The following is a 23,050-nucleotide window of genomic DNA, read 5'->3' on the forward strand; positions in this document are numbered from 1 at the left end:
CACTTTAACCGGGGATCGACGTGAACGCCATCCTAAATTATCTGGTCCACTTGGCACTGGCCGCATTGTTGTTGGTAGTCTTCTTCAAAGCCTATACTTGGATGACGCCATATGACGAAGTAAAACTTATCCGGCAGGGCAATCACGCTGCAGCCCTGTCGCTGGGCGGCGCCATGCTGGGTTTTTCCATGACCATCGCATCGAGCATCCTGCACACGAATAACTGGCAGCAGTTCCTGGCCTGGGCTTTCGGCGCGATGATCGTACAGGCGCTTGGCTACGCGGTCACCACGCGCTGCCTGAAAATGTCGCAAGACCAGATTGAAGCCGACAACAGCGCCTTCGGCGGCCTGCTCGGCACTATTTCGCTTTCCATCGGTGGCATCAACGCCGCCTGCATTTCCTAAGAGGTCACATCATGGGTATCGGCAGCTTTATCAAGAAGCAGTTTATCGACGTACTGCAGTGGAATGAAGAAACGGAAGGCGTACTGTCCTGGCGCTACCCGATGCAGGACTTCGAGATCCAGAACGGCGGTGTGCTGATCGTGCGCGAGTCGCAGATCGCGGTATTCGTCAACGAAGGCCAGATCGCCGACGTGTTCGGCCCAGGCACCCACAAGCTCACCACGCAAACCCTGCCGCTGCTGACCAACCTGAAAAACTGGGACAAGCTGTTCGACTCGCCGTTCAAGTCGGACGTCTATTTCTTCAGCACCCGTGTGCAGACCGGCCGCAAGTGGGGCACGCCGCAGCCGATCACGATCCGCGACAAGGATTTCGACATGATCCGCGTGCGCGCCTTCGGCATGTATTCCTACCGCGTGACCGATCCGCGCAAGTTCTTCACCGAATTGAGCGGCACCCGCAGCACTTATACCCGCGACGACGTGGAAGACCAGCTGCGCGGCATCCTGCTGGCCTCCATGGCCAACTCGCTGGGCGCTTCGCAAATCGCCTTCCTCGACATGGCGGCCAACCAGGCCCTGATGGCGCAGGAAGTCAAAGGCGGCCTGGCCGAGGCGTTCGCACGCTACGGCATTGGCCTGGACGAGTTCAACGTGGCCAGCGTCAGCCTGCCTGAGGAACTGCAGGCTGCGCTGGACGAGCGTATCTCCGCCGGCATGAAGGGCGGCATGAGCGCCGACAAGATGGCCGGCTACACCAAGTACCAGGTGGCGCAATCGATCCCGCTGGCAGCCGGCAACGAAGGCGGCCTGGCAGGCATTGGCGCAGGCCTGGGTGCCGGCCTGACCGTCGGCCAGGTGATGGGCCAGGCGATGGGCCAGGCCCTGAACCCGGGCGCGGCACCGGCGCCGGCTCCCGAAGCAGCTCCGGCCGCTCCCGCGGCACCGGCGCAGGAATCGATCGAAGACCGCCTCGGCAAGCTGAAAGCCCTGCTGGACAAGGGCCTGATCTCGCCGGCCGATTACGACGCCACCAAGGCCGAACTGCTCAAGAAACTGATCGGATAAGCCAGGCCGCATGCAAACTGTTTCCTGCCCTAGCTGCGGCGCAGAGGTTAACTTCCGCTCGCACGCCTCCGTCATGGCGGTGTGCGAGTATTGCAACACGCGCGTACTGAAGGAAGCCGGCGCGGTCAAGGACCTGGGCAAGATTTCCTCGGTGCTGGAGGATTACTCGCCGATCCAGATCGGCACCAGCGGTGTGCTGGGCGGCCGCAACTTCAACGTGGTCGGCCGCATCCAGCTGAAGTATGACGCCGGCATGTGGAACGAGTGGTACATCGTCTTCGACGACGCCACCAGCGGCTGGCTCGGCGATGCATCCGGCCAGTACACGGTGACCACGCTGCGCAAGCCCGACACGCAGTTGCCTGCCTTCGAGGACATTGTCCCCGGCAAACCTTACCAGCTGGTTGGCGCGCGCTATATGTCGGCCGACGTCAGGAGCGCCAAGTGCGTCGGCGGCCAGGGCGAGCTGCCATTCAAGGTAGGCGACGGCTGGGAAGCGAAAGTCGCCGACTTCCGCCGTGCCGACCATTTCATCACTCTCGATTATTCCGATGAGGGCCCGCCGCAGATGTACACCGGCGTCTCGGTCACGCTGCAAGGCATGCAAGCCCAGTTGCTGCGCGATGTGGATGAAATCCAGCGCACGACGGGCCGTTATCGCGGCAAACTCGATGCGTTGGACTGCCCGAACTGCGGCACCCAGATCAAATACCTGCCCGGCTTGACGGCAAGCCTGGTCTGCCAGTCCTGCCAGACCGAGATCGACGCCGCCAGCCCGAAGGCCGAAGTCATCGCCGTCGGCCAGCGGCATGAGAAGGAATCTTTCACACTGCCGCTGGGCGCCAGCGGCAAGCTTGGCAACCAGGACTTTACCGTGATCGGCGTAATGCGCCGGGCCGACGACGAAGGCAGCGGCTGGACCGAGTACCTGCTGTACGGCAGCCGGAACGGCTTTACCTGGCTGGTCGAAACCGCAGATGGCTGGTCGCGCGCCAACGTCATGGACCAGTGGCCGGAAGCAAAGGTGCTGGATTCCCAATCGGTGACCTTCGACAAGGCCGACTACACCAAACTGTATGACTACAACTCGGTCGTGACCTATGCGGCGGGCGCCTTCAACTGGCGTGTGTCGGTGGGCGACCATACCCACGTTTACGAATACAAGCGCCAGCAGGTGACGCTGGCGGCCGAAATCACTACCACTGAACTTGGCTGGTCGCGCTCCACCCCGGTCGCCTGGGACCAGCTCAAGGCCTGGTTTGGCGACGCCATCAAAGGCGAAAAAGCCAGCGGGGCAGTCGCGCAAGATTTCAGCAAGGGCCGCTATGCCCGCTCGGCCAAGAACTGGATCATCGGAATCCTGGCGGTGAATGCCATTCCGCTGTTGTTCAATTTTGGCGGCTCCATTGGCGTCACCATCATGGCAGCCCTTGCGCTTTACCTGCCGGCACTGGTGCTGGATGCAATCGACGACCAAAACAAAAAATGAATAAATTCTTCGGCTACGCCCTGGTGGTGAGCATGTTCAGCGTCGGCACAAGCTGGGTTAGATTTGTCAACGAACCGTCCTCGAGCAGCGGCGGCGGCTCCCGCGGCAGCAGCTGGTCTTCCAGCTCGGGCAGCTGGGGCAGCGGTGGCGGCGGAGGGCATAAGTGAGCACCCACCAACCCAATGGCACGCACCTGCTGGCCGACATGTCCGGCATCGAAGCGGGCCTGCTGGTGGACTGCACCAGGATTGAGCAATTGCTGCGCGCTGCGGCGGCGGCAGCCGGCGCACAGGTGCTGCACAGCCACTTCCACAGCTTCGGCAGCGGGCTGGGCGTGACCGGCGTGGTACTGCTGGCAGAGTCCCACATCTCCATCCATACCTGGCCGGAAAACGGCTTCGCGGCCGCCGACATCTTCATGTGCGGCGCCTCCCAGCCCCACCTCGCGCTGGAAGTGATCGAGGAAGCGCTGCAGCCAGAATGCTCCGAAGTCCGTACTGTCGACCGCGCGCCACCACATTGACTTGCACCGGTGTCGGTGCGACACTGGCGGCTTCTTCACCAATCCACAGGAGATTTCCATGCGTTCGTTTGATCTTGCCCTCCTGTCGGCTGCCTGACCTTCAGCGTTTGAGCTAGAGCGCCCGGCCGGGCGCCGACTTTTCCAGACTATTCCTGCTTGCCACGCCGCGCGTGGCTGGTCGTGTTCACCTATGGAAAACGCTCAACATCATGATCGACTTCGACTACGAAGCCTTACGCAGCATCGGACTTAACAACACCATCATTTCACGCCTGGCCGAAGCACCAGCAGGCAAGCTGTACCGCATCACCGAATACCAGCGCGACCGCATCACGCTGCACGACGGTTCAACAGAAATTCACGCACGCGCCCTGCCCCGCCTGCTCGTCGAAACACCGCTTTGCGTCGGTGACTGGGTAGTCGCCGAACGCAATTCCTTCGACGAGGTGTGGATAAGTCATCGCTTATCCCCGATGAACCAGTTTGCCCGCGCCGACGCACCACCGATAGCGAGCAATATCGATACCGCTTTGCTGGTCATGGGACTGGACGGCGACTTCAACCTGCGACGGATCGAGCGCTACCTGGCCCTGGCTGCGGCGGCCGAAGTCACACCCTTGGTCATTCTCAGCAAGCCGGATCTCTGCGTCGATGCGGATGGCCACGTTGCCGCGCTGACGAAACGCCTTCCCTCGGGCACGCAATTCCTGCTGGTGAACGGCACCGATCGGGAATCGATTGCGCAGCTGGCACCCTGGCTGGGTGCCGGCCAGACCATCTGCCTGTTGGGCTCATCAGGCGCCGGCAAATCGACCTTGACCAATGCCCTGGCTGGAGCGGTCCAGGAAACCGGTGGCGTGCGGCGTACCGATCATCGCGGCCGTCACACGACGACCGCGCGCTCGATGCACCTGTGCCCTTCCGGCGCATGCATCATCGATACGCCCGGCTTGCGCAGCCTGAGTCCGGAATCCTTGTCGTCGGCCTTCGACGATATCGAATCGCTGGCGGCAGGCTGCCAGTTCCGCGATTGCCGGCATGAAGGCGAGCCCGGCTGCGCCGTCGTCGGCCATGTGGACCCGGACCGCCTGCACAATTTCCACAAGCTGCAGCGCGAAGTTCGCCGCAATCAGCAAACTGCGCTGGAACGGATCGCCGAACGGCAAAAATGGAAGGTCGTGTTGAGGTCGGCCGCTGTACGCAGCCGTCTGAAGCGAGGCTAGCTTTCCTGCACGGTGGCCTCGATGTTGTTGCCGTCGAGGTCGATAATAAACGCGCTGTAAAAGCTTGCATCGCTGACGCGTGGACCTGGCGGGCCGTTGTCTTCGGCTCCCAGGTCGATCGCTGCATAGTAGAACGCGTTCACCGCTGCCCGGTCCGGCGCGGCAAATGCCAAATGGATGGGACTGCGCGATGCTTCGTGCCCGCTTTTCCAAAAGCTGGGAATCTCGGCGCCCACCCACAGGAAAGGATGACCTGGAGCAGCGGCATAAATGGCCCAGTCCAGGTCGGTCTCCGCGCGGCGAATCCCGAGAGGCGCCAGGCATGCATCGTAGAGCGCCGCGCTGCGCACGAAATCCGAAACGACAATGCCCAGATGGTGGATCATGTTTGCCTCCCATCTCTACTCTTGGTTCAAGACTAGCACTGCGGCTGGGCGGGCGGCGCACCACTCAGCCAGCCGGTCAGGTAAACTGTCGGGACTAAAAACAAGAGGTCTCCTGCCATGCGCAACATCGCGCCACTTGCCCTGCTCCTCGCCGTCGCCGGCTGCGGCGATACCTATACGCCCGCGTCGCTATACCAGGCCACGTCCGCCGACTGCAGCACGCCGGTCGACGCCGACACATTCGAGTTTCCGCGAGGGATTACCGTGGCCGCCACGACAGTCCTGCCGCAAGCCGTTGAAGGGGGAATGGAAATCGGGGTCAGCTACATGCTGCCCCGCACCACCCAGGTCCACTTTGCCACGGCCCACTTCCAGGTCAGCGAGCCGAAGGGTCCCCTGCTTGAAAACGCGACGGTGCTGAGCGTCTACCAGCGGCCGACCAATGGAAAACCCGAGATCGTCGAAATCGTCAACGGCGTGCCGCTGGCCCTGTACGCCGTCGGGACCAGCGACCACACCCAGTTCCGCTACCGCCTGATCGTCAAAGGCAAGATGCCGAAACGCTTCGACCTGACCCCGCCCGATGTCATCATCGGCGAGAAGCGCTACGTCTCACGCACCTTTACCTACCGCTGGTTTGAGAACAAGCAAGCCTACGGCATGTGCCAGTGATCACGTGCAAGGGATCGCTGCGCCGTGGATAGCGCGGGCAGCCGGACTGCACAGGTAAACGATCACATCAGCGAGCGCTTCAGGAGTAACCCATTTGCCGCGATCGGCGTTCGGCATCGAAGCGCGGTTGTCCGGCGTGTCGATGGTACCCGGCAGCACGCAGTTGACGTTGATGCCCTGCCCGCGCAACTCCGCCGACATCGATTCGGTCAGGCGAATCACGACGTCTTTGCTGGCGCAGTAAGCGCCTAAATTCGCCAATCCCTGGCGCGCGGAACCGGAGGCGATGTTGACGATCTTGCCGCCTTGTCCGTCCAACATGCCGGGTACGACTGCTGCGACGGCATTGCGCAAGCTGCGCACGTTCAAGTCGAATAGTTCATCCCATTGGGCATCGGTGGTCGCGTGGACCGGCGTGCCCATTGCGAAGCCGCCGGCAATATTGCACAAACCATCGATCCGGCCGAAGCGCTCGGCGCCGGCACGCGCTGCGGCGGCGACCGAGGTCGCGTCGCGCAGGTCGGCGATGGCGAACATGCGGCGCGCGCTGGCGGGCCCGCAGGCCGCTTCCAACCGTGCGGTATCGCGACCAAGCAAGACAGTGTTGGCACCGGCGGCATCGAATGCTCGCGCCACGGCGCTGCCAAGCGTACCCGCCGCGCCGGTGATGAAGATGGTGTTCATTGCGTTTCCCTTGTTCGACGGTTTCCTGATTCTACATCTGCCGGAAATGGTGCAGGTAGCTGCGGCTGACCGGCAGCACTTCGCTGCGGCCATGCAGGTGAAGGTCGGCTGTTTCGTTCATGCCGCGCACCATCTCGCGCACGTACTTCAGGTTGACGATCACTGAGCGGTGAGTCTGCACGAAACGTGCGGGGTCCAGTTCCTCGGCCAGCTCCCGGATGCTTTTCCTGATCAGCGCTTCGCCCTCGTCCCAGGCGACCAGCGTATATTTTTCTTCGGCGCGGAAGTAAGCCACCTGGTCGACCGGGACCAGGCGAACGCTGGCGCCGACGGAGGCCTTGATCCATTGCAGCCACGCAGGCTGCCGCTGCGTGCCCATCGCTTGCGAGATTCGGCCAAGTGCCAGTTCCAGCGCGGCATGGTCGACCTGGCTGTGCCTTACCCTCTGCTGCAATCGTCCGACCGTGTCGGCCAGGCGTTCCGGATCAAGCGGCTTCACCAGGTAGTCGATTGCCCCCTGTTCGAATGCCTGGATCGCGTACTGCTCGAATGCCGTGACAAAGACCAGGTGGGCGCGCCGCGCAAGGGCCCGTGCAGCTTCGATTCCGTTCAGGCCAGGCATCTGTATGTCGAGGAACACCACATCCGGTTGATGGGCCTCGAACAGCTCGAGCACCTCGTAGCCGTTGCGGGCCTCGTCTGCAATGCGCAAGTCCGGCCATAGACGCTGCAATTGCGCGCGCAGGTGCTGGCGCAGCAAGGGTTCGTCGTCGGCGATCAAGGCAGTGATGGGCTGCATTCGGTTTCCCTAACAGTGAAATGGCATTCTGCGCGCAATCCGTGTGGCGCAACTTCATGCAGGTCGAGGCGGGACGTGTCGCCATAGGTAGCGCGCAGCCGTGTGCGCACATTGGCGAGGCCGGCCCCTGGCGTGGCCGATTCGGACATGCCAACTCCGGTGTCTGCCACCCAGACATTGACAGCTCCGCTGGCATGATCGCATCTGGCACCCACGTCAATGCGGCCGCCTTCGGTCGTGGGGTCAATGCCGTGGCGGATGGCGTTTTCAACAAGCGTTAGCAGGGCCATGGCGGGAAAGCGCAGGCCTGCCAATTCTGGCGCAACCGATAGCGTGTATTCGAGCCTGTCGGGCATTCGCATCCGCATGAGCGAGAGGTAGGCTTCGACCAGTTGCAGTTCCTTGCCCAGCGTCGCGTCGGCGTCGGCCAGGTGTGGACCGGCGGCGCGCAGGTAGTTGATCAAGTGGCGCAGCACAGGCGCGGCGTTGGGTGAACCCGTTTCCACCAGGGCCTGGATGTTGGCCAGAGTGTTGAACAGGAAGTGTGGTTCGATCTGTGCCTGCAACAAACGCAGGCGGGCGTCGAGCAGGCTGCGTTCCAACGAGTCTTTTTCGCTCGCAGTGCGCGCGCGTTCGGCCTTTTCGCGCGCCTTGCGTTCAAAGCGTAAGGCGAACGCCGCTGAAGCGAGCCCGCATATCCACGAAACCAGCGTCAGGACGACGAAGGCGCCCGCGCCCTCCACTTTTTCCAGGTACTTCCCTGCATTCGGCCATTCCGCGACGATAAACGTGACCATGGAGGCGATCGGCGCCAGCAGTACGATGGACAGCAGGCGCAATGCTGCGTGGCGCCGCGCTGTTGCGTAGAACGCGAACAGGAACAGCGCGCCAATGAATCCAATGCGCGAGAATACCGGCAGGAAGGCTGTGGAAAACAGTGCCGTTAATCCCCAGGACAATTGCAGCGCGATGAACAGCGCGACGCCGGCTTGACGGAGTGTCGGCAGGCTGCGCGGCAACTGGTCGGCAGGGGTGGTTGAGTTGATAGGCATGCAAGTACGATAATCGCTTCGCGGCCGTCATTCAACCCCAGTAAACCGTCATTCATCGCAGGATTCCGGGGACCAGGCTGTGCTTTCGCGCGTGCGCATCTAAGGTGGAGCAGTCAATCTAACCCCTCAAGGATCCGCCATGACGACTGCTGCCGCCACTTCTTTCCCCATCCCCCATCGAGTACGCCACACAAGCGCGCTGAAGGTCGCCGCTGCCTTCTGGTTCGCCGTCACCGCCGTAGGCCAATCGCTCTTCGTGCTGTATATCCTGGGCTTTCACGGCCGCGCACTGGTGCAAGGCCAACCGGAAGCGGTGAACAAGGTACTGCCCAAGGGTTACGTGCCGGGCGATTTGTTGGGCAACGTGGCGCTGTTCATGCACATAGCCTTTGCTGTCGCGATTATTGGCGGCGGCTTGCTGCAACTGCTGCCACAGCTGCGCACCATCGCTCCAAGGCTGCACCGCTGGAACGGACGCAGCTATGTAACGCTTGCCGTTGTTTCCAGCCTGGCCGGCATGTTCATGATGCTGACTCGGGGCACGGTAGGTGGGCCCTTCATGTATGCCGGCATGACGCTCGATGCGCTGCTGGTGCTGGCATTCGCCTGCTTGACTGTGCGCGAAGCGCGCGCGCGGCGCTTCGACAGCCACCGTCGCTGGGCATTGCGCCTGTTCATGGCCGTCAGCGCGGTGTGGTTCTTCCGCGTTGGCCTCATGGGATGGCTGGTCATCAACGGCGGCCCGGTCGGCTTTGATCCGGTGAGCTTCCGCGGCCCCTTCCTGGACGTGCTGGCGTTCGCGCAATACCTGCTGCCGTTGGCCGTGCTGGAACTCTACTTCCGCGCACAGTCCAGCCGCAATGCATTGGCCAGCCGCGTCATGGCGGCAGGCCTGTTGGCGGCCACCGCATTCATGGGGGTTGGCATCTTCGGCGCCGCGATGGGGATGTGGCTGCCGCGCCTGTAAAAGAAAAAGGCAGCCGAAGCTGCCTTTCCAATGCGGCGAGAAAAAGGGATCAGCCCTTGATCTTGCGCAGTTTTGCGATTGCTGCCAGCTGGCCGATAGCCGCTGCCAGTTCCGCTTGTGCTTTCGCGTAGTCGATACCGGTCTTGTTGTTGGCCATCGATTCTTCCGCCAGTTTCTTGGCAGCTTCAGCTTTGGCTTCATCCAGGTCGTGACCACGGATCGCGGTGTCAGCCAGGACCGTCACAGCGTTTGGCTGCACTTCCAGCAGGCCGCCGGCGACGAAGACGAACTCTTCTTCTGCCTGGCCTGGAATCTGGATGCGCACCGCGCCTGGACGGATACGGGTGATCAGCGGGGTGTGCTTAGGGTAGATACCCAGCTCGCCCTGCTCGCCCGGCAACGCCACGAAAGTCGCTTCGCCCGAGAAGATCTGCTCTTCGGCCGAAACCACATCAACGTGAATAGTGTTTGCCATGTTTATCCTCTGTAGCTATAGCGGCCCCGTTACGAGGCCGCTACGACAATCGAATTAGCCCAGTTTCTTGGCTTTTTCGATGGCTTCTTCGATGGTACCAACCATGTAGAAGGCCTGTTCTGGCAGGTGGTCCAGTTCGCCGGAAGCGATCATCTTGAAGCCCTTGATCGTGTCTTTCAGCGAAACGTACTTACCTGGGGAACCGGTAAACACTTCAGCAACGTGGAACGGCTGGGACAGGAAACGCTGCATCTTACGAGCGCGTGCCACCACCAGTTTGTCTTCCGGAGCCAGTTCGTCCATACCCAGAATCGCGATAATGTCGCGCAGTTCCTTGTAGCGCTGCAGGGTGCCCTGAACGGCGCGTGCGGTAGCGTAGTGCTCATCGCCCACGACCAGCGGGTCCAGCTGGCGGGAGGTCGAATCCAGTGGGTCCACTGCAGGGTAGATACCCAGCGCAGCGATGTCACGGGACAGAACGACGGTGGAGTCCAAGTGACCGAAGGTGGTCGCTGGCGACGGGTCGGTCAAGTCATCCGCTGGAACGTACACGGCCTGGATCGAGGTGATCGAACCGGTCTTGGTGGAGGTAATACGCTCCTGCAGACGGCCCATCTCTTCAGCCAGGGTAGGCTGGTAACCCACTGCGGAAGGCATACGGCCCAGCAGTGCGGACACTTCGGTACCGGCCAGGGTGAAGCGGTAGATGTTGTCCACGAAGAACAGAACGTCACGGCCTTCGTCACGGAAGGACTCGGCGATGGTCAGGCCGGTCAGCGCTACGCGCAGACGGTTGCCTGGTGGTTCGTTCATCTGACCGTACACCATGGCCACTTTGGAGTTGGCCGGGTTTTCCAGGTCAACCACTTTAGCGTCAGCCATTTCGTGGTAGAAGTCGTTACCTTCACGGGTACGCTCACCAACACCGGCGAACACGGACAGACCCGAGTGCGCTTTAGCGATGTTGTTGATCAGTTCCATCATGTTAACGGTCTTGCCCACACCTGCACCACCGAACAGACCAACCTTACCACCCTTAGCGAATGGGCAGACCAGGTCAATCACCTTGATGCCGGTTTCCAGCAGGTCTTGGGATGGGGACAGTTCGTCGTAAGCAGGAGCCACGCGGTGGATCGAAGCGGTTTGCTCGTGGGAGACAGGACCGCATTCGTCGATCGGGTTGCCCAGCACGTCCATAATACGGCCCAGGGTAGCTTTACCCACTGGAACCATGATTGGTTTGCCGGTGTTCTGGATGGTCATGCCGCGACGCAGACCGTCGGAGGAGCCCAGAGCAATGGTACGGACCACGCCGTCACCCAACTGCTGTTGCACTTCCAGGGTCAGCTCAGAGCCTTCCATTTTCAGCGCGTCAAAAACCTTAGGCATCGCGTTGCGTGGGAACTCAACGTCCACCACAGCGCCGATACACTGAACGATTTTGCCATCAGCCATGTTCGTTCCTTCAAATATAGTTAAATTCGTTTAAACCGCTGCCGCACCGGCGACGATTTCAGACAGTTCTTTGGTAATTGCAGCCTGGCGGGTCTTGTTGTAGACCAGCTTCAGCTCACCGATCACGTTGCCGGCGTTGTCCGATGCGGACTTCATCGCCACCATACGCGCCGATTGCTCGGACGCCAGGTTTTCTGCAACGGCCTGGTACACCAGCGCTTCAATGTAGCGCTCGAGCAGCTCGTCGATCACGGAAGCAGCGTCCGGCTCGTAGATGTAATCCCAGTTGTGGGACTTGTCATCGGCCTTCATCTTGTCCGCGGTCAGCGGCAACAGCTGCTCGACCAACGGTTCTTGCTTCATCGTGTTGATGAACTTGGTGTAGCACAGGTAAACGGCGTCCAGTTTGCCTTCCTGGAATTTCTCCAGCATCACTTGCACTGGGCCGATCAGCTTTTCCAGGTGCGGCGTATCGCCGATCTGGGTAGCTTGTGCGACCACTGGTACACCGATGCGGTTCAGGAAGCCCAAACCTTTGTTACCAATTGCGACTGCTTCAATCTTGTTGCCTGCAGCTTCCAGCTCGCGGGTCTTGTTGGTCACCATACGCAGAACGTTGGTGTTCATACCACCGCACAGACCCTTGTCGGTCGTGACGATGATAAAGCCCACAGCCTTGGCTTCCGTACCGGCTTCAGCCAGGAACGGGTGCGTGTACTCGGGGTTGGCATTCGCCAAGTTTGCAGCGATATTACGAATCTTGTCACTGTAGGGACGGGCGGCGCGCATACGGTCCTGCGCCTTGCGCATTTTCGATGCGGCGACCATTTCCATCGCCTTGGTGATCTTCTTCGTATTCTCTACGCTCTTGATCTTGCCACGTATCTCTTTGCCTGCTGCCATGATCCTTCTCCTTTGCGGGGTGGCCCGTTACCGGGCCACCAGGTATTAGTTTGCGAAGGATTTCTTGAAATCAGCAATGGCGGCCGACAGCGCAGCTTCGCCGTCTTTGTCCAGTTGCTTGGTTTCTTCGATCTTGGCCAGCAGTGCGGAGTGCTTGGTCTTCAGGAACGAGTGCAGTTCGGCTTCGAAAGCCAGCACGCGCTTGACTGGAACGCTGTCCAGGAAGCCTTTGTTCACTGCGAACAGGGAAGCGCCCATCAGGGAAATCGACAGCGGCGAGTACTGAGCCTGCTTCAGCAGTTCGGTCACGCGGGCACCGCGGTCCAGCTGCTTACGGGTCGATTCGTCGAGGTCGGAAGCGAACTGCGCGAACGCAGCCAGTTCACGGTACTGTGCCAAGTCGGTACGGATACCGCCGGACAGGTTCTTGATGACCTTGGTCTGCGCAGCGCCACCAACGCGGGACACCGAGATACCTGCGTTAATCGCAGGACGGATACCGGAGTTGAACAGCGAGGTTTCCAGGAAGATCTGGCCGTCGGTAATCGAAATCACGTTGGTTGGAACGAACGCGGAAACGTCGCCAGCCTGGGTTTCGATGATCGGCAGTGCGGTCAGGGAACCGGTCTTGCCTTTGACAGCGCCCTTGGTGAAGGCTTCGACGTAGTCGGCGTTCACGCGCGCTGCGCGTTCCAGCAGACGGCTGTGCAGGTAGAACACGTCGCCTGGGTATGCTTCGCGGCCTGGTGGCCGGCGCAGCAGCAGGGAAATCTGACGGTAAGCAACTGCTTGCTTGGACAGGTCATCGTACACGATCAGAGCGTCTTCGCCGCGGTCGCGGAAGTATTCGCCCATGGTGCAACCGGAGTAAGCCGAGATGTACTGCATTGCTGCGGATTCCGAAGCGGAAGCGGCAACAACAATGGTGTACTCCATCGCGCCGTGCTGTTCCAGGGAACGCACGATGTTCTTGATGGTCGATGCTTTCTGGCCGATAGCAACGTAGATACAGGTAACGCCCTGGCCTTTTTGGTTGATGATGGCATCAACTGCAACGGCGGACTTACCGGTCTGGCGGTCGCCAATGATCAGCTCACGCTGGCCACGGCCGATTGGTACCATCGCATCGATCGACTTCAGGCCGGTCTGCATAGGCTGGCCGACGGACTCACGGGCGATAACGCCTGGAGCGATCTTTTCGATTGGGGAGGTCAGGCTGGTGTTAACAGGACCTTTGCCGTCGATCGGCTGGCCCAGTGCGTTAACCACGCGGCCGCACAGTTCAGGACCGATTGGCACTTCCAGAATACGGCCGGTGCACTTGACGGTGTCGCCTTCGGAGATGTGCTCGTAGGCGCCCAGGATAACGGCACCAACGGAGTCACGCTCCAGGTTCATTGCCAGGCCAAAGGTGTTGCCTGGGAATTCCAGCATCTCACCTTGCATCACGTCCGACAGGCCGTGGATGCGGCAGATACCGTCTGCTACGGAAATTACGGTGCCTTGATTGCGCACTTCAGCGCCGCCGTCAATGCCTTGGATCCGGCTCTTGATCAGCTCGCTGATTTCGGATGGGTTGAGTTGCATACTAACTCCTAAATGTTTTCTCTCTAGCTGTCGCGAAAGGCGGCCTGATTAGGCGACCAGCGCGGAACGCAGCTGCTGCAGCTTGGCGTTGACCGAAGTGTCCAGCACTTCGTCGCCAACCACGACGCGAACGCCACCGATCAGCGATGGATCGACCGACACGACTGGTTTGAGCTTGCGGCTGAATTTCTTTTCCAGCGTCTTGATCAGCTCGGCCACTTGGGCCTCGCTCATGTCGAATGCGCTCGTGATTTCGGCGTCTGCCGCACCTTCGGCCGCATTCTTCAGCAGCGCGAATTGGGCACCGATTTCCGGCAGCAATGCGATACGACCGTTTTCGATCAGCATCGAGAGGAAGTTGTTCGCTTCCGCGTTGAGCGGCGATTTCAGCAAGGCCTTGATGGCTGCGATGACATCGCTATCCAGAACTTTTGGATTGCGGGCATATGCCAGCACCTCTTCATGCGAACCGATCTGGGCCAGTTCGGACACCAGATCGGACCACTGCGCGAGGTTGCCAGCCTGGGCTACGCGGAAGAGAGCTTCCGCGTAAGGACGGGCGACGGTTGCGAGCTCTGCCATAATCAGAGCTCGGTAGCCAGGCGAGACAGCAGGTCAGCGTGAGCCGACGCGTTGACTTCGCGCTTCAAGATTTGCTCGGCGCCCTTCACAGCCAGGTCAGCCACTTGACCACGCAGAGCTTCGCGGGCCTGGGTTACTTGCTGCTCAGCTTCAGCTTTAGCTTGTGCCACGATGCGGGCAGCTTCGGCTTGTGCGTTTGCTTTGATTTCTTCTGCGACCAGTTGAGCACGCTTTTCAGCGTCCGCAACGAGCGACGAGGCATCGTTACGGGCAGCGGTCATGGCTTCAGCAGCAGCTTTTTCAGCTTTCTGCATGGAAGCCTGACCTTGGTCGGCGGCAGCCAAACCATCTGCAATTCGCTTGGCACGCTCATCCAGCGCGTTGTTCAGCGCTGGGAATACGAACTTCATCGAGAACCAAACGAGCACCGCGAAGGTGATCATCTGACCGATGAGAGACATATTGATGTTCATACCTTGCTCCTAGAAAGAGTTTCCCCGGTTGGAGCGTTAATTACTGAACAGCGGCGGTCAGGGCGGTCAGGAATGGGTTGTTGAAGGTGAACAGCAGAGCAACACCAACGCCGATCATGGAGATCGCGTCCAGCAGACCAGCGATAACGAACAGTTTGGTTTGCAGTTGTGGCATCAGTTCTGGTTGACGTGCCGAAGCTTCCAGGAACTTGCCGCCCAGGATAGCGAAGCCGAGTGCGGTACCGATGGCGCCCAGGCCAACGATGATTGCTACGGCCAGAACGGTCATGCTTTGTACTTGTGCGATCAGAGCTTGCATTAGATTTCTCCTAATTTAAAAAAAACGAAAATACCAAAAAACTAAAACCAAATACTACGAATAAGTTGCTGATTAGTGCTTCTCAACCGCGAGGGCCAGGTACACAACCGTCAACGCCATAAACACAAACGCTTGCAGGGTAACAATCAGAATGTGGAAGATTGCCCATGGACCGCCCAGCAGCCACTGTGCCCACCATGGCAGCAGCGCGATCAGGATGAAGATCAGTTCGCCGGCGTACATATTGCCGAACAGTCGCAGCGACAGCGAAATCGGCTTGGCGAACAGTTCCAGCATCTGGAAGATGAAGTTCACTGGAGCCAGCAGAATGGTGGCAACGGTGCCGTGAGCGTGGAACGGTGCGGTGAACAGTTCTTTGGTCCAGCCACCAGCGCCTTTGGCCTTGATCGAGAAGCCGATGATGCAGATCAGCACGCCAACGGACATGCCGAAGGTGTGGTTCACGTCAGCGGTCGGAACAACGCGCAGGTAATTGATGCCGGCGTAGCTCAGGATCTTCGGCAGCAGGTCGACTGGCAGGAAGTCCATGGCGTTCATCAGCCAGACCCATACGAAGATGGTGATGGCCAGTGGAGCGATCACAGCGGACTTGGCGTGGAATGCGGAATTGACGGTCTCGTTGACCATCTCCATGACCCACTCAACGAAGTTCTGCAGCTTGCCTGGCACCCCAGAGGTGGCACGCTTGGAAGCCATGTAGAAGATACCCAGGAACACGAAGCCCAGGATCAGGGAGATCCAGAAGGTGTCCAGGTTGAAGGTACCGTTGCTGTTGTGAGTAAGGTGGTGCTGGATATACTCGGTGGCGTTAGCCGGGCCGGCGTGACCGCCCGTAGCGTGTTCAGTAGTCATAGGTCCGAATTTTTAATGATTAAATCTTGAGCAGCGACAGCCAATAAGCCAGGGTTGCCACTACGAATCCTAGGATCAGCCATAACCAGGCGGCTGACTTAAACAGCACCAGTGCACAAATAAACAGCACTGCCGTTACAAATACCTTCAGCATCTCGGCGCGAAAGTGCGTCCGAAATGCTTTCTTTGCATCATCGGTGCCGCGCGCTACCATCAGCGCGTAGATCAGGCTACCGATCACTGCCATACCGCCGCCCACGGCTGCGGACCAGCCTTTTTCCACCCCGGCGAAAAGCGCCACGGTGGCGGAAAAGAGGACGGCGATTGTGAATTGCAGGGCAACTACTCGGAAGACTGGCCAGGCGATACTTCTTGAAGAATCACTCACTTGCCACCATTCCTTTAGACCCAAAGACACGGGATTATAGTTTGTTTACATCACCAAGGTCAAACGTGGTGCATCGCAAAAAGTCGCTCTAACAACAACTTATTCTGCTGAAAAGGTAGGCATTTGGCGATTACTTGGCGGGTAATCGAAACCGGCAAACCGGTGTCTGACCCGCAGGGTCAGACACCGGACACGCGACCGCTGTACCGGTTTCAGCCGCGCAGACGGGCAATCACCCCATCCAGGATATCGAGATCGGCAAAGTCGATAATCATCTGGCCGCGACCCTTGGCCCCCATCTTGAACACAACCGAAGTTGCCAAGGCATCCGACAGCTCCTCTTCCAGCCGCTTGATATCGCCCGATTTTTCCTTGGCGCGGGCGGTCGGCTTGGCCTTCGCCTCTTCCATATGGTTGTGGACAAGTTTCTCCGTCTCGCGCACCGACAGTCGTTTCGCTACAACAACATTCGCCAAAGCAATTTGCGATGCCGCGTCGACAGCCAACAGGGCACGCGCATGTCCCATGTCAATATCGCCAGCCATCAGCATGGTCTGCACCGGCTCCGCCAGGTTCAACAAGCGCAGCAAATTGGAAACCGCCGAACGCGAACGGCCGACAGCCTGCGCCGCCTGCTCGTGGGTGAACGAAAAATCGGTAATCAGCCGATGGATGCCTTGCGCCTCTTCCAATGGATTCAGGTCTTCGCGCTGGATGTTTTCGATCAGGGCCATGGCGGCCGCGGTCGTATCATCCACATCCTTCACCAGGACCGGCACAGTTTCCAATCCGGCAAGTTGCGCCGCACGGAAGCGACGTTCGCCGGCGATGATTTCATATTTGACATGGCCGCTTGCCTTGTCGATGCCAACCGGACGAACCAGCAGCGGCTGGATGATGCCCTGGGTCTTGATCGACGACGCCAACTCGGCCAGGCCCCCCTCATCCATCTGGGTGCGCGGCTGATATTTACCGGCTTGCAAGAATTGCACCGCCATCTCCGAAGGAGTCGGGTGCGAGGTTGGATTGGATGGGTCTTCGTCGCCGCCGAGCAGCGCGTCGAGTCCGCGGCCGAGGCCTTTCATTTTTTTGGTAGCCATTGTGGATAAGTCCGCTTACATTTTCTTGATACGTTTAACCATCTCGGCGCCGAAGGCGATGTAGGCTTGCGCGCCTTTCGACGTCGGATCGAAGGTCACGCCCGGCATCCCGTAGGACGGCGCCTCGGCCAGTCGCACATTGCGCGGAATGATGGTCTTGAATACTTTGTCGCCGAAGTGCTGCTCGAGCTGGGCCGAGACTTGTTGCGACAGCGTCATGCGCGGATCGAACATCACGCGCAGCAGGCCAATAATCTTCAGGTCCGGGTTCAGATTGGCGTGCACCTTCTTGATGGTGTTGACCAGGTCGGACAAACCTTCCAGTGCGTAGTACTCGCACTGCATAGGAATGACCACGCCGTGCGCCGCGCACAGGCCGTTCAAAGTCAGCATCGACAGCGCGGGTGGGCAATCGATCAGCATGAAGTCATAGTCTTTGGCTACCGCGCCCAACGCGTCACGCAGGCGGCGCTCACGGTTCTCGAGTTGCACCATCTCGACTTCCGCGCCGGCCAGTTCGCGGTTGGCAGGCAGCACGTCAAAGCCACCGGGCTCCGAACGCACGCGTGCAGTCGCTACGTCGGCCGTGCCGAGCAAAACTTCATATGTGGAAGCTTGAAGCGTCGCCTTGTTGATCCCCGCACCCATTGTCGCGTTACCTTGAGGATCGAGGTCAACAAGCAACACTCGCTGATTAAGTTTGGCCAGGCCGGCGGCCAGGTTCACAGTCGTGGTAGTCTTACCTACGCCACCCTTTTGATTTGCTACACAGAAAATTTTGGCCATCGAGTTTTCTTATATGGTCTAAATCATTTATTCGGTATAAACCGTTTATACTATTTATTTCGTATAAACGATTGAAATTATTTATACTGTTTAGCCAGTTACGTCCTGCCAATGAATACCAGGTGGCGCTGCGCATCCAATCCTGGTACTTGCAATGGCTGTAGCTCGTTCACTTTCCATGGGTCTGGCAGTCGCTCCCGCTCCTCTGCCGGTGCCGTGCCTTTCAGGGCGATGAATCGCCCGCCCTCCGCCAGCAGGTGCCCGGACCAGTTCACAAAATCGCTGAGGTCCGCAAAGGCGCGCGAGGTGATAACGTCGTAAGGCGTCTTGACCTGCAGTTCCTGCACCTTCTTCGTGTACACCGTTACATTGCCCAGTTCCAGCTCTGCTTTCACCTGGTTCAGGAAGGCCGTCTTCTTGTGCACGATGTCGATCATCGACACTTTCATATCCGGCCTGGTGATTGCCAGCACCATGCCCGGCAAGCCGCCCCCTGCCCCAACGTCCAGCACATTCTGCGCATCCTTGAAGGCGGGCACCGCGGCCAGCGAATCCAGGACGTGCAGGGTCATCATTTCCATCGGGTCGCGCACGGCCGTCAGGTTGTACACCTTGTTCCACTTGTTCAGCAGGGCCAGGTAGTCCAGCAGTTTTTCCTGCTGTGCCTCGCTCAAGCCCAGGTCCAACTGTTCGACACCGTTTTTCAGTACGTGCGCCAACGCGGCGCGATCAAACACCGCCATCAAGCCGCCTCATCTTTCAGCGTAACGAAACCGCCGTAGCCGGCTTTCTTCAAGTGGACCAGCAGCAGCGAAATCGCGGCCGGCGTCACGCCGGAAATACGCGAAGCCTGGCCCAGGGTTTCAGGGCGATGCTTCTGCAGTTTCTGGCGTACTTCCATCGACAGCGCCGTGATCTCTGCATAGTTGAAGCCCTCAGGCAGCTTCAGGTTTTCGTAATGCTCATGGCGCTCCACTTCGCGCAGCTGACGATCGATATAACCCGAATACTTCAGGGTGATCTCGATCTGCTCCATCACTGCCTCGTCGGTGACGCCCGGCCCGGCCAGCGACTGGCCTTCGTTGCCGGTCATGGTCATCAGCTTCTCGTAGCCGACACCTGGACGACGCAGCAGGTCCGCCAGCGAATATTCACGTTCAATAGCTTGGCCAATCACACGTTCGGACTCGCTAGCCGCAAGGATGCGCGGGTTGACCCACGTCGATTTCAGGCGCTCAAGTTCCTGTGCCACGGCCTCACGTTTGCGATCGAAGGCTTCCCACTGGGCATCCCCAACCACGCCCAGCTTACGCCCGATTTCTGTCAAGCGCATGTCAGCGTTGTCTTCGCGCAGGCTCAGCCGGTATTCCGCGCGGCTGGTGAACATGCGGTACGGCTCTTGCACGCCTTGGGTGACCAGGTCGTCCACCAGCACGCCAAGGTAGGCTTCGGAACGGGCCGGGGTCCAGGCTTCTTCCCCCCTGGTCTGCAGCGCGGCGTTGATACCTGCCAACATGCCCTGCGCCGCCGCCTCTTCATAGCCGGTGGTGCCGTTGATCTGGCCGGCGAAGAACAGGCCGTTGATCGCCTTGGTTTCCAGCGAAGCTTTCAGGCCACGCGGGTCGAAATAGTCGTACTCAATGGCGTAGCCTGGACGCAGGATGTGCGCGTTTTCCAAGCCCTTCATCGAACGCACCAGCTCGATCTGCACATCGAATGGCAGGCTGGTTGAGATACCGTTCGGGTAAAACTCGTGGGTTGTCAGGCCTTCCGGCTCCAGGAAAATCTGGTGCGATTCCTTGGCCGAGAAACGGTGGATCTTGTCTTCAATCGACGGGCAATAGCGCGGGCCGACCCCCTCGATCACGCCGGTATACATCGGGCTGCGGTCCAGTCCACCACGGATAATGTCGTGGGTTTTCTGGTTGGTGTGGGTAATCCAGCACGGCAACTGCTGCGGATGCATGGCGGTATTGCCCATCACCGAGAACACTGGCACTGGGTCCAGGTCGCCCGGCTGTTCGGTCATTTGCGAGAAGTCGATGCTGCGGCCATCGATGCGCGGCGGCGTGCCGGTTTTCAAGCGGCCCTGCGGCAGCTTCAATTCTTTCAGGCGAGCGGACAGCGAAATCGCTGGCGGGTCGCCGGCGCGGCCGGCCGAGAAATTCTGCAGGCCGACGTGGATCTTACCGTCCAGGAAGGTACCGGCGGTCAGCACAACTGCACGGCCCAGGAACTTCAAACCGATCTGGGTGACGGCGCCGACCACACGGTCGCCCTCCACCACCAGGTCGTCTACGGCTTGCTGGAACAGCCACAGGTTCGGCTGGTTTTCCAGGCGATGACGGATGGCGGCCTTGTACAGGATACGGTCGGCCTGGGCGCGCGTCGCGCGTACGGCCGGGCCTTTGGACGAGTTCAGGATACGGAACTGGATGCCAGACTCATCGGTAGCGATGGCCATGGCGCCGCCCATTGCATCGACCTCTTTGACGAGGTGGCCTTTGCCGATGCCGCCGATGGATGGGTTGCACGACATCTGGCCCAGCGTCTCAATGTTGTGGGTCAACAGGAGAGTCTTCTGGCCCATACGGGCCGAAGCGAGGGCCGCCTCGGTACCGGCGTGACCGCCGCCGACAACGATAACGTCGAATTCAGTAGGAAATAACATGGTAAAAATGGGGGGAAGCTGGGGATCGAACTGAATTATAAAGTTTTTTCGACCCTGCGAATTTTTTGGGCAGGATTTTTTTGCTCGCAATGTTTCACGTGAAACAAAAAGGGCGCCGATCGACGCCCCTTCAACATTGTTTCACGTGAAACACTATCACTTAAGCCATGCGTCATAGCCCGTTTTGATGATCAGCAGCACCACCACAACCAAGAACAAACGCCGTACAAAACCACTGCCATGCTTCAGCGCCAGCTTGGTCCCCAGCACCGAACCGACTACCTGGCAAACGGCCATCATCAAGCCCAATTGCCAGATGATATGGCCGGTGATTCCGAACAACAGGATCGCCGCGACATTACACGCCACATTCACCACCTTGGCGGCAGCCGAGGCACCCAGGAAATCGAAGCCAAAACTGCGAACGAACAGGAAGACCAGGAAGCTGCCCGTCCCCGGCCCGAAGAAGCCGTCATAGAAACCAATACCCGCGCCGACCAATACCGCCAGCACCTTCTCCTTGGTACCGGTGTGCAGTGGGGCATGAACGCTGCCCAGGTCTTTGCGGAAGAAGGTATATGCTGCCACAGCAATCAGCACGAAAGGCAGCAGGCCACGCAGGAAATCTGGAGGGATCCTGGTGACGGTATAGGCGCCCAGGAAGGCAAACAGGAAAGCGGCGATCGCCGCCGGTGCGACAGTTGTCCAGGCAATCGGGGTGCGGCGTGCATAGTTCACAGCAGCCGCGCTGGTCCCGAACACGCTGGCCACCTTATTCGTCCCTAACAGGGTCGCGGGCGCCGTGCCGCTCATTGCCGAGAATAATGCTGGAATCTGGATCAGTCCACCGCCGCCAACCACCGCATCAACAAAGCCAGCCGCGAACGCAGCTCCCGCCAACAAACCATACTCGACCATCGCGCAGCCCCAGCTATATTCGGTAATGTAATATTGTAAGTCGGAAATCAGCACGCTGCAGAAGGCTGGTGTAAGCTGGCCCAATGGACCTGCTGACCTCTTTTAGCTTCGCGACTGTTCCCTTAATCCTGTCGGCGCCCGGCGCAACAAAAGAACTGGGCCCGGAACTCCGCGCTCGATTCCCAGCCATCCGTCGCGTGCTGCTGGTTACCGACCAGGGATTCCTGCGAACCGGCTTAGCCGATGCGCCCATCCACAGCTTGCGGGCAGCAATGTTTCACGTGGAACAATTTACGGAAGTGGTAGCGGATCCGCCTGAACATGTGATTGAAAAGGCCCTTGTCCTGGCCCGCGAACATGACATTGAACTGGTGATCGGCCTCGGTGGCGGAAGTTCAATGGATGTGGCCAAGCTGGTTGCCGTTCTCGCCAACAGTGCGCAATCCATGGCCGAGATCTACGGCATCGGCAACGTGCATGGCTCACGCCTGCCCCTGGTCCAGATTCCAACCACCGCCGGCACCGGCTCTGAAGTCACCAACATCTCCATCGTCACCACCGGCGCTACCACCAAGAAGGGTGTTGTCGCGCCCCAACTGTACGCGGACATGGCAATCCTCGATGCCGAGCTGACCATCGGCCTGCCCCCCGCGGTGACCGCTGCAACAGGCATCGATGCCATGGTTCACGCCATCGAGGCATACACCAGCAAACACAAAAAGAATCCCCTATCGGATGGACTCGCACGCCAAGCCTTGAGCTTGCTGTCACGCCACCTGATCCGCGCCTGCGAGAACGGGCACGACCTGGCCGCGCGCCAGGCCATGCTTCTCGGCGCCATGCTGGCAGGGCAGGCCTTCGCCAATGCCCCGGTCGCCGCCGTGCACGCACTGGCCTATCCCATCGGGGGCATCTTCCATGTCCCGCATGGCCTGTCGAACTCGCTGGTATTACCCCATGTCCTGCGCTTCAACGCCGAGGCATGTGTGGAACAGTATGCAGAGCTGGCGACGATTGTGGTTCCCCACGTAGACGGAAGCGTAGCGGCCCGAGCCGAGGCGCTTGCTGTTGCAATGCAGCAATTCGGCACCATCACCGGTCTGCCCCGCACCCTGAGCCAAGTCGGCATTACGGCCAGCGACCTCGACCTGCTCGCCGACGACGCCATGAAGCAAGTCCGCCTGCTCGGCAACAATCCGCGCACGGTCACACGCGAAGACGCCTACGCGCTGTACAAACTCGCTCTCTGAA

At 59.7% G+C, this 23,050-nt stretch carries 27 protein-coding genes; 9 read left to right on the forward strand and 18 right to left on the reverse strand.

The features are described from left to right. The first annotated feature begins 20 nt into the window (after positions 1-20). From BM269_RS03470 to rsgA, 6 genes are all read left to right on the forward strand, one after another. Entirely contained in the window at positions 21-407 is a 387-nt protein-coding gene (locus BM269_RS03470; protein ID WP_090435657.1) for a DUF350 domain-containing protein, read from the forward strand. Positions 408-418: 11 nt separating this feature from the next. After that, on the forward strand, positions 419-1,474 hold the full coding sequence (locus BM269_RS03475; RefSeq protein ID WP_090435658.1) for an SPFH domain-containing protein: 1,056 nt from the start codon (positions 419-421) through the stop codon (positions 1,472-1,474). A 10-nt stretch (positions 1,475-1,484) separates the two neighbouring features. Beyond that, positions 1,485-2,963: a DUF4178 domain-containing protein gene (locus BM269_RS03480; RefSeq protein WP_090435659.1), complete on the forward strand. Its 1,479-nt coding sequence runs from the start codon at positions 1,485-1,487 to the stop codon at positions 2,961-2,963. Then, on the forward strand, positions 2,960-3,130 hold the full coding sequence (locus tag BM269_RS29360) for a hypothetical protein (RefSeq protein ID WP_170860273.1): 171 nt from the start codon (positions 2,960-2,962) through the stop codon (positions 3,128-3,130). The genes BM269_RS03480 and BM269_RS29360 overlap by 4 nt, the downstream gene beginning before the upstream one ends. Then, on the forward strand, positions 3,127-3,486 hold the full coding sequence (gene speD / locus BM269_RS03485; RefSeq protein WP_090435660.1) for an adenosylmethionine decarboxylase: 360 nt from the start codon (positions 3,127-3,129) through the stop codon (positions 3,484-3,486). The genes BM269_RS29360 and speD overlap by 4 nt, the downstream gene beginning before the upstream one ends. 209 nt (positions 3,487-3,695) lie before the next feature. Further along, positions 3,696-4,709 (forward strand): ribosome small subunit-dependent GTPase A, encoded by a 1,014-nt coding sequence (gene rsgA, locus BM269_RS03490; protein ID WP_090435661.1) that lies wholly within the window; start codon positions 3,696-3,698, stop codon positions 4,707-4,709. On the opposite strand, the gene BM269_RS03495 is transcribed toward rsgA, so the two are convergent. Next, on the reverse strand, positions 4,706-5,095 hold the full coding sequence (locus tag BM269_RS03495) for a VOC family protein (RefSeq protein ID WP_090435662.1): 390 nt from the start codon (positions 5,093-5,095) through the stop codon (positions 4,706-4,708). The genes rsgA and BM269_RS03495 overlap by 4 nt on opposite strands. A gap of 117 nt (positions 5,096-5,212) precedes the next feature. Between BM269_RS03495 and BM269_RS03500 the strand changes: the two genes are divergently transcribed. Then, a complete protein-coding gene (locus tag BM269_RS03500; RefSeq protein ID WP_090435663.1) occupies positions 5,213-5,767 on the forward strand; it encodes a hypothetical protein in 555 nt (184 codons plus the stop codon). Here the strand turns inward: BM269_RS03500 and BM269_RS03505 are convergent, their stop codons facing one another. Genes BM269_RS03505 through BM269_RS03515 form a run of 3 tightly spaced genes read right to left on the reverse strand, consistent with a single transcriptional unit; the run spans position 5,768 to position 8,302 of the window. Beyond that, positions 5,768-6,451, reverse strand: coding sequence for an SDR family NAD(P)-dependent oxidoreductase (locus BM269_RS03505; protein WP_090435664.1), 684 nt, complete (start codon positions 6,449-6,451; stop codon positions 5,768-5,770). Positions 6,452-6,482: 31 nt separating this feature from the next. Next, positions 6,483-7,250 (reverse strand): LytR/AlgR family response regulator transcription factor, encoded by a 768-nt coding sequence (locus BM269_RS03510; protein ID WP_090435665.1) that lies wholly within the window; start codon positions 7,248-7,250, stop codon positions 6,483-6,485. After that, positions 7,229-8,302, reverse strand: coding sequence for a sensor histidine kinase (locus tag BM269_RS03515; protein ID WP_090435666.1), 1,074 nt, complete (start codon positions 8,300-8,302; stop codon positions 7,229-7,231). Before BM269_RS03515 ends, BM269_RS03510 begins: the two co-directional genes overlap by 22 nt. 139 nt (positions 8,303-8,441) lie before the next feature. On the opposite strand from BM269_RS03515, the gene BM269_RS03520 reads away from it, so the two are divergent. Then, on the forward strand, positions 8,442-9,269 hold the full coding sequence (locus BM269_RS03520; protein ID WP_090435667.1) for a DUF2306 domain-containing protein: 828 nt from the start codon (positions 8,442-8,444) through the stop codon (positions 9,267-9,269). Between the two features lie 49 nt (positions 9,270-9,318). Here BM269_RS03520 and BM269_RS03525 read toward each other — a convergent pair whose 3' ends face one another. From BM269_RS03525 to BM269_RS03590, 14 genes are all read right to left on the reverse strand, one after another. After that, entirely contained in the window at positions 9,319-9,744 is a 426-nt protein-coding gene (locus BM269_RS03525) for a F0F1 ATP synthase subunit epsilon (RefSeq protein ID WP_090435668.1), read from the reverse strand. Positions 9,745-9,798: 54 nt separating this feature from the next. Further along, positions 9,799-11,199: a F0F1 ATP synthase subunit beta gene (atpD, locus tag BM269_RS03530; RefSeq protein WP_090435669.1), complete on the reverse strand. Its 1,401-nt coding sequence runs from the start codon at positions 11,197-11,199 to the stop codon at positions 9,799-9,801. Between the two features lie 30 nt (positions 11,200-11,229). Next, complete coding sequence (atpG, locus tag BM269_RS03535; RefSeq protein ID WP_055939526.1) at positions 11,230-12,102, reverse strand: F0F1 ATP synthase subunit gamma; 873 nt, start codon at positions 12,100-12,102, stop codon at positions 11,230-11,232. Between the two features lie 45 nt (positions 12,103-12,147). After that, positions 12,148-13,689 carry a F0F1 ATP synthase subunit alpha gene (gene atpA / locus BM269_RS03540; RefSeq protein WP_090435670.1) on the reverse strand — a complete coding sequence of 514 codons (1,542 nt, stop codon included), beginning with the start codon at positions 13,687-13,689 and terminating at the stop codon, positions 12,148-12,150. Between the two features lie 48 nt (positions 13,690-13,737). Further along, positions 13,738-14,271, reverse strand: coding sequence for a F0F1 ATP synthase subunit delta (locus tag BM269_RS03545; protein WP_090435671.1), 534 nt, complete (start codon positions 14,269-14,271; stop codon positions 13,738-13,740). Positions 14,272-14,273: 2 nt separating this feature from the next. After that, entirely contained in the window at positions 14,274-14,744 is a 471-nt protein-coding gene (locus BM269_RS03550) for a F0F1 ATP synthase subunit B (protein ID WP_057262245.1), read from the reverse strand. Positions 14,745-14,784: 40 nt separating this feature from the next. After that, positions 14,785-15,063, reverse strand: coding sequence for a F0F1 ATP synthase subunit C (gene atpE, locus BM269_RS03555; RefSeq protein WP_055939510.1), 279 nt, complete (start codon positions 15,061-15,063; stop codon positions 14,785-14,787). Between the two features lie 72 nt (positions 15,064-15,135). Beyond that, entirely contained in the window at positions 15,136-15,936 is an 801-nt protein-coding gene (gene atpB / locus BM269_RS03560; protein ID WP_090435672.1) for a F0F1 ATP synthase subunit A, read from the reverse strand. A gap of 19 nt (positions 15,937-15,955) precedes the next feature. After that, positions 15,956-16,324: an ATP synthase subunit I gene (locus tag BM269_RS03565; protein ID WP_090435673.1), complete on the reverse strand. Its 369-nt coding sequence runs from the start codon at positions 16,322-16,324 to the stop codon at positions 15,956-15,958. A 212-nt stretch (positions 16,325-16,536) separates the two neighbouring features. Then, positions 16,537-17,424, reverse strand: coding sequence for a ParB/RepB/Spo0J family partition protein (locus tag BM269_RS03570; protein WP_090435674.1), 888 nt, complete (start codon positions 17,422-17,424; stop codon positions 16,537-16,539). A gap of 15 nt (positions 17,425-17,439) precedes the next feature. Then, positions 17,440-18,210, reverse strand: a complete 771-nt coding sequence (locus BM269_RS03575; protein WP_090435675.1) for a ParA family protein — start codon at positions 18,208-18,210, stop codon at positions 17,440-17,442. Positions 18,211-18,308: 98 nt separating this feature from the next. After that, positions 18,309-18,953, reverse strand: coding sequence for a 16S rRNA (guanine(527)-N(7))-methyltransferase RsmG (gene rsmG, locus BM269_RS03580; RefSeq protein ID WP_090435676.1), 645 nt, complete (start codon positions 18,951-18,953; stop codon positions 18,309-18,311). Further along, positions 18,953-20,881 carry a tRNA uridine-5-carboxymethylaminomethyl(34) synthesis enzyme MnmG gene (gene mnmG, locus BM269_RS03585; RefSeq protein ID WP_090435677.1) on the reverse strand — a complete coding sequence of 643 codons (1,929 nt, stop codon included), beginning with the start codon at positions 20,879-20,881 and terminating at the stop codon, positions 18,953-18,955. The genes rsmG and mnmG overlap by 1 nt, the downstream gene beginning before the upstream one ends. 156 nt (positions 20,882-21,037) lie before the next feature. Next, positions 21,038-21,799, reverse strand: coding sequence for a TSUP family transporter (locus BM269_RS03590; protein ID WP_090435964.1), 762 nt, complete (start codon positions 21,797-21,799; stop codon positions 21,038-21,040). Positions 21,800-21,891: 92 nt separating this feature from the next. Between BM269_RS03590 and BM269_RS03595 the strand changes: the two genes are divergently transcribed. Next, complete coding sequence (locus BM269_RS03595) at positions 21,892-23,049, forward strand: iron-containing alcohol dehydrogenase (RefSeq protein WP_373994378.1); 1,158 nt, start codon at positions 21,892-21,894, stop codon at positions 23,047-23,049. The last annotated feature ends 1 nt before the right edge of the window (position 23,050 follow it).

Source organism: Duganella sp. CF458, from assembly GCF_900113115.1.
Taxonomy (GTDB): domain Bacteria; phylum Pseudomonadota; class Gammaproteobacteria; order Burkholderiales; family Burkholderiaceae_D; genus Rugamonas.

Bases quoted from the DNA above. Each gene is read 5' to 3' on its own strand.
- BM269_RS03495 (WP_090435662.1), bottom strand. From the start codon at position 5,095: ATGATCCACCATCTGGGCATTGTCGTTTCGGATTTCGTGCGCAGCGCG.
- atpE (WP_055939510.1), bottom strand. From the start codon at position 15,063: ATGCAAGCTCTGATCGCACAAGTACAAAGCATGACCGTTCTGGCCGTA.
- BM269_RS03575 (WP_090435675.1), bottom strand. From the start codon at position 18,210: ATGGCCAAAATTTTCTGTGTAGCAAATCAAAAGGGTGGCGTAGGTAAG.
- BM269_RS03525 (WP_090435668.1), bottom strand. From the start codon at position 9,744: ATGGCAAACACTATTCACGTTGATGTGGTTTCGGCCGAAGAGCAGATC.
- BM269_RS03550 (WP_057262245.1), bottom strand. From the start codon at position 14,744: ATGAACATCAATATGTCTCTCATCGGTCAGATGATCACCTTCGCGGTG.
- BM269_RS03520 (WP_090435667.1), top strand. From the start codon at position 8,442: ATGACGACTGCTGCCGCCACTTCTTTCCCCATCCCCCATCGAGTACGC.
- BM269_RS03500 (WP_090435663.1), top strand. From the start codon at position 5,213: ATGCGCAACATCGCGCCACTTGCCCTGCTCCTCGCCGTCGCCGGCTGC.
- atpD (WP_090435669.1), bottom strand. From the start codon at position 11,199: ATGGCTGATGGCAAAATCGTTCAGTGTATCGGCGCTGTGGTGGACGTT.
- atpB (WP_090435672.1), bottom strand. From the start codon at position 15,936: ATGACTACTGAACACGCTACGGGCGGTCACGCCGGCCCGGCTAACGCC.
- BM269_RS03570 (WP_090435674.1), bottom strand. From the start codon at position 17,424: ATGGCTACCAAAAAAATGAAAGGCCTCGGCCGCGGACTCGACGCGCTG.
- rsmG (WP_090435676.1), bottom strand. From the start codon at position 18,953: ATGGCGGTGTTTGATCGCGCCGCGTTGGCGCACGTACTGAAAAACGGT.
- BM269_RS29360 (WP_170860273.1), top strand. From the start codon at position 2,960: ATGAATAAATTCTTCGGCTACGCCCTGGTGGTGAGCATGTTCAGCGTC.
- BM269_RS03545 (WP_090435671.1), bottom strand. From the start codon at position 14,271: ATGGCAGAGCTCGCAACCGTCGCCCGTCCTTACGCGGAAGCTCTCTTC.
- BM269_RS03590 (WP_090435964.1), bottom strand. From the start codon at position 21,799: ATGGTCGAGTATGGTTTGTTGGCGGGAGCTGCGTTCGCGGCTGGCTTT.
- BM269_RS03515 (WP_090435666.1), bottom strand. From the start codon at position 8,302: ATGCCTATCAACTCAACCACCCCTGCCGACCAGTTGCCGCGCAGCCTG.
- BM269_RS03510 (WP_090435665.1), bottom strand. From the start codon at position 7,250: ATGCAGCCCATCACTGCCTTGATCGCCGACGACGAACCCTTGCTGCGC.
- atpG (WP_055939526.1), bottom strand. From the start codon at position 12,102: ATGGCAGCAGGCAAAGAGATACGTGGCAAGATCAAGAGCGTAGAGAAT.
- mnmG (WP_090435677.1), bottom strand. From the start codon at position 20,881: ATGTTATTTCCTACTGAATTCGACGTTATCGTTGTCGGCGGCGGTCAC.
- BM269_RS03505 (WP_090435664.1), bottom strand. From the start codon at position 6,451: ATGAACACCATCTTCATCACCGGCGCGGCGGGTACGCTTGGCAGCGCC.
- BM269_RS03475 (WP_090435658.1), top strand. From the start codon at position 419: ATGGGTATCGGCAGCTTTATCAAGAAGCAGTTTATCGACGTACTGCAG.
- BM269_RS03480 (WP_090435659.1), top strand. From the start codon at position 1,485: ATGCAAACTGTTTCCTGCCCTAGCTGCGGCGCAGAGGTTAACTTCCGC.
- rsgA (WP_090435661.1), top strand. From the start codon at position 3,696: ATGATCGACTTCGACTACGAAGCCTTACGCAGCATCGGACTTAACAAC.
- atpA (WP_090435670.1), bottom strand. From the start codon at position 13,689: ATGCAACTCAACCCATCCGAAATCAGCGAGCTGATCAAGAGCCGGATC.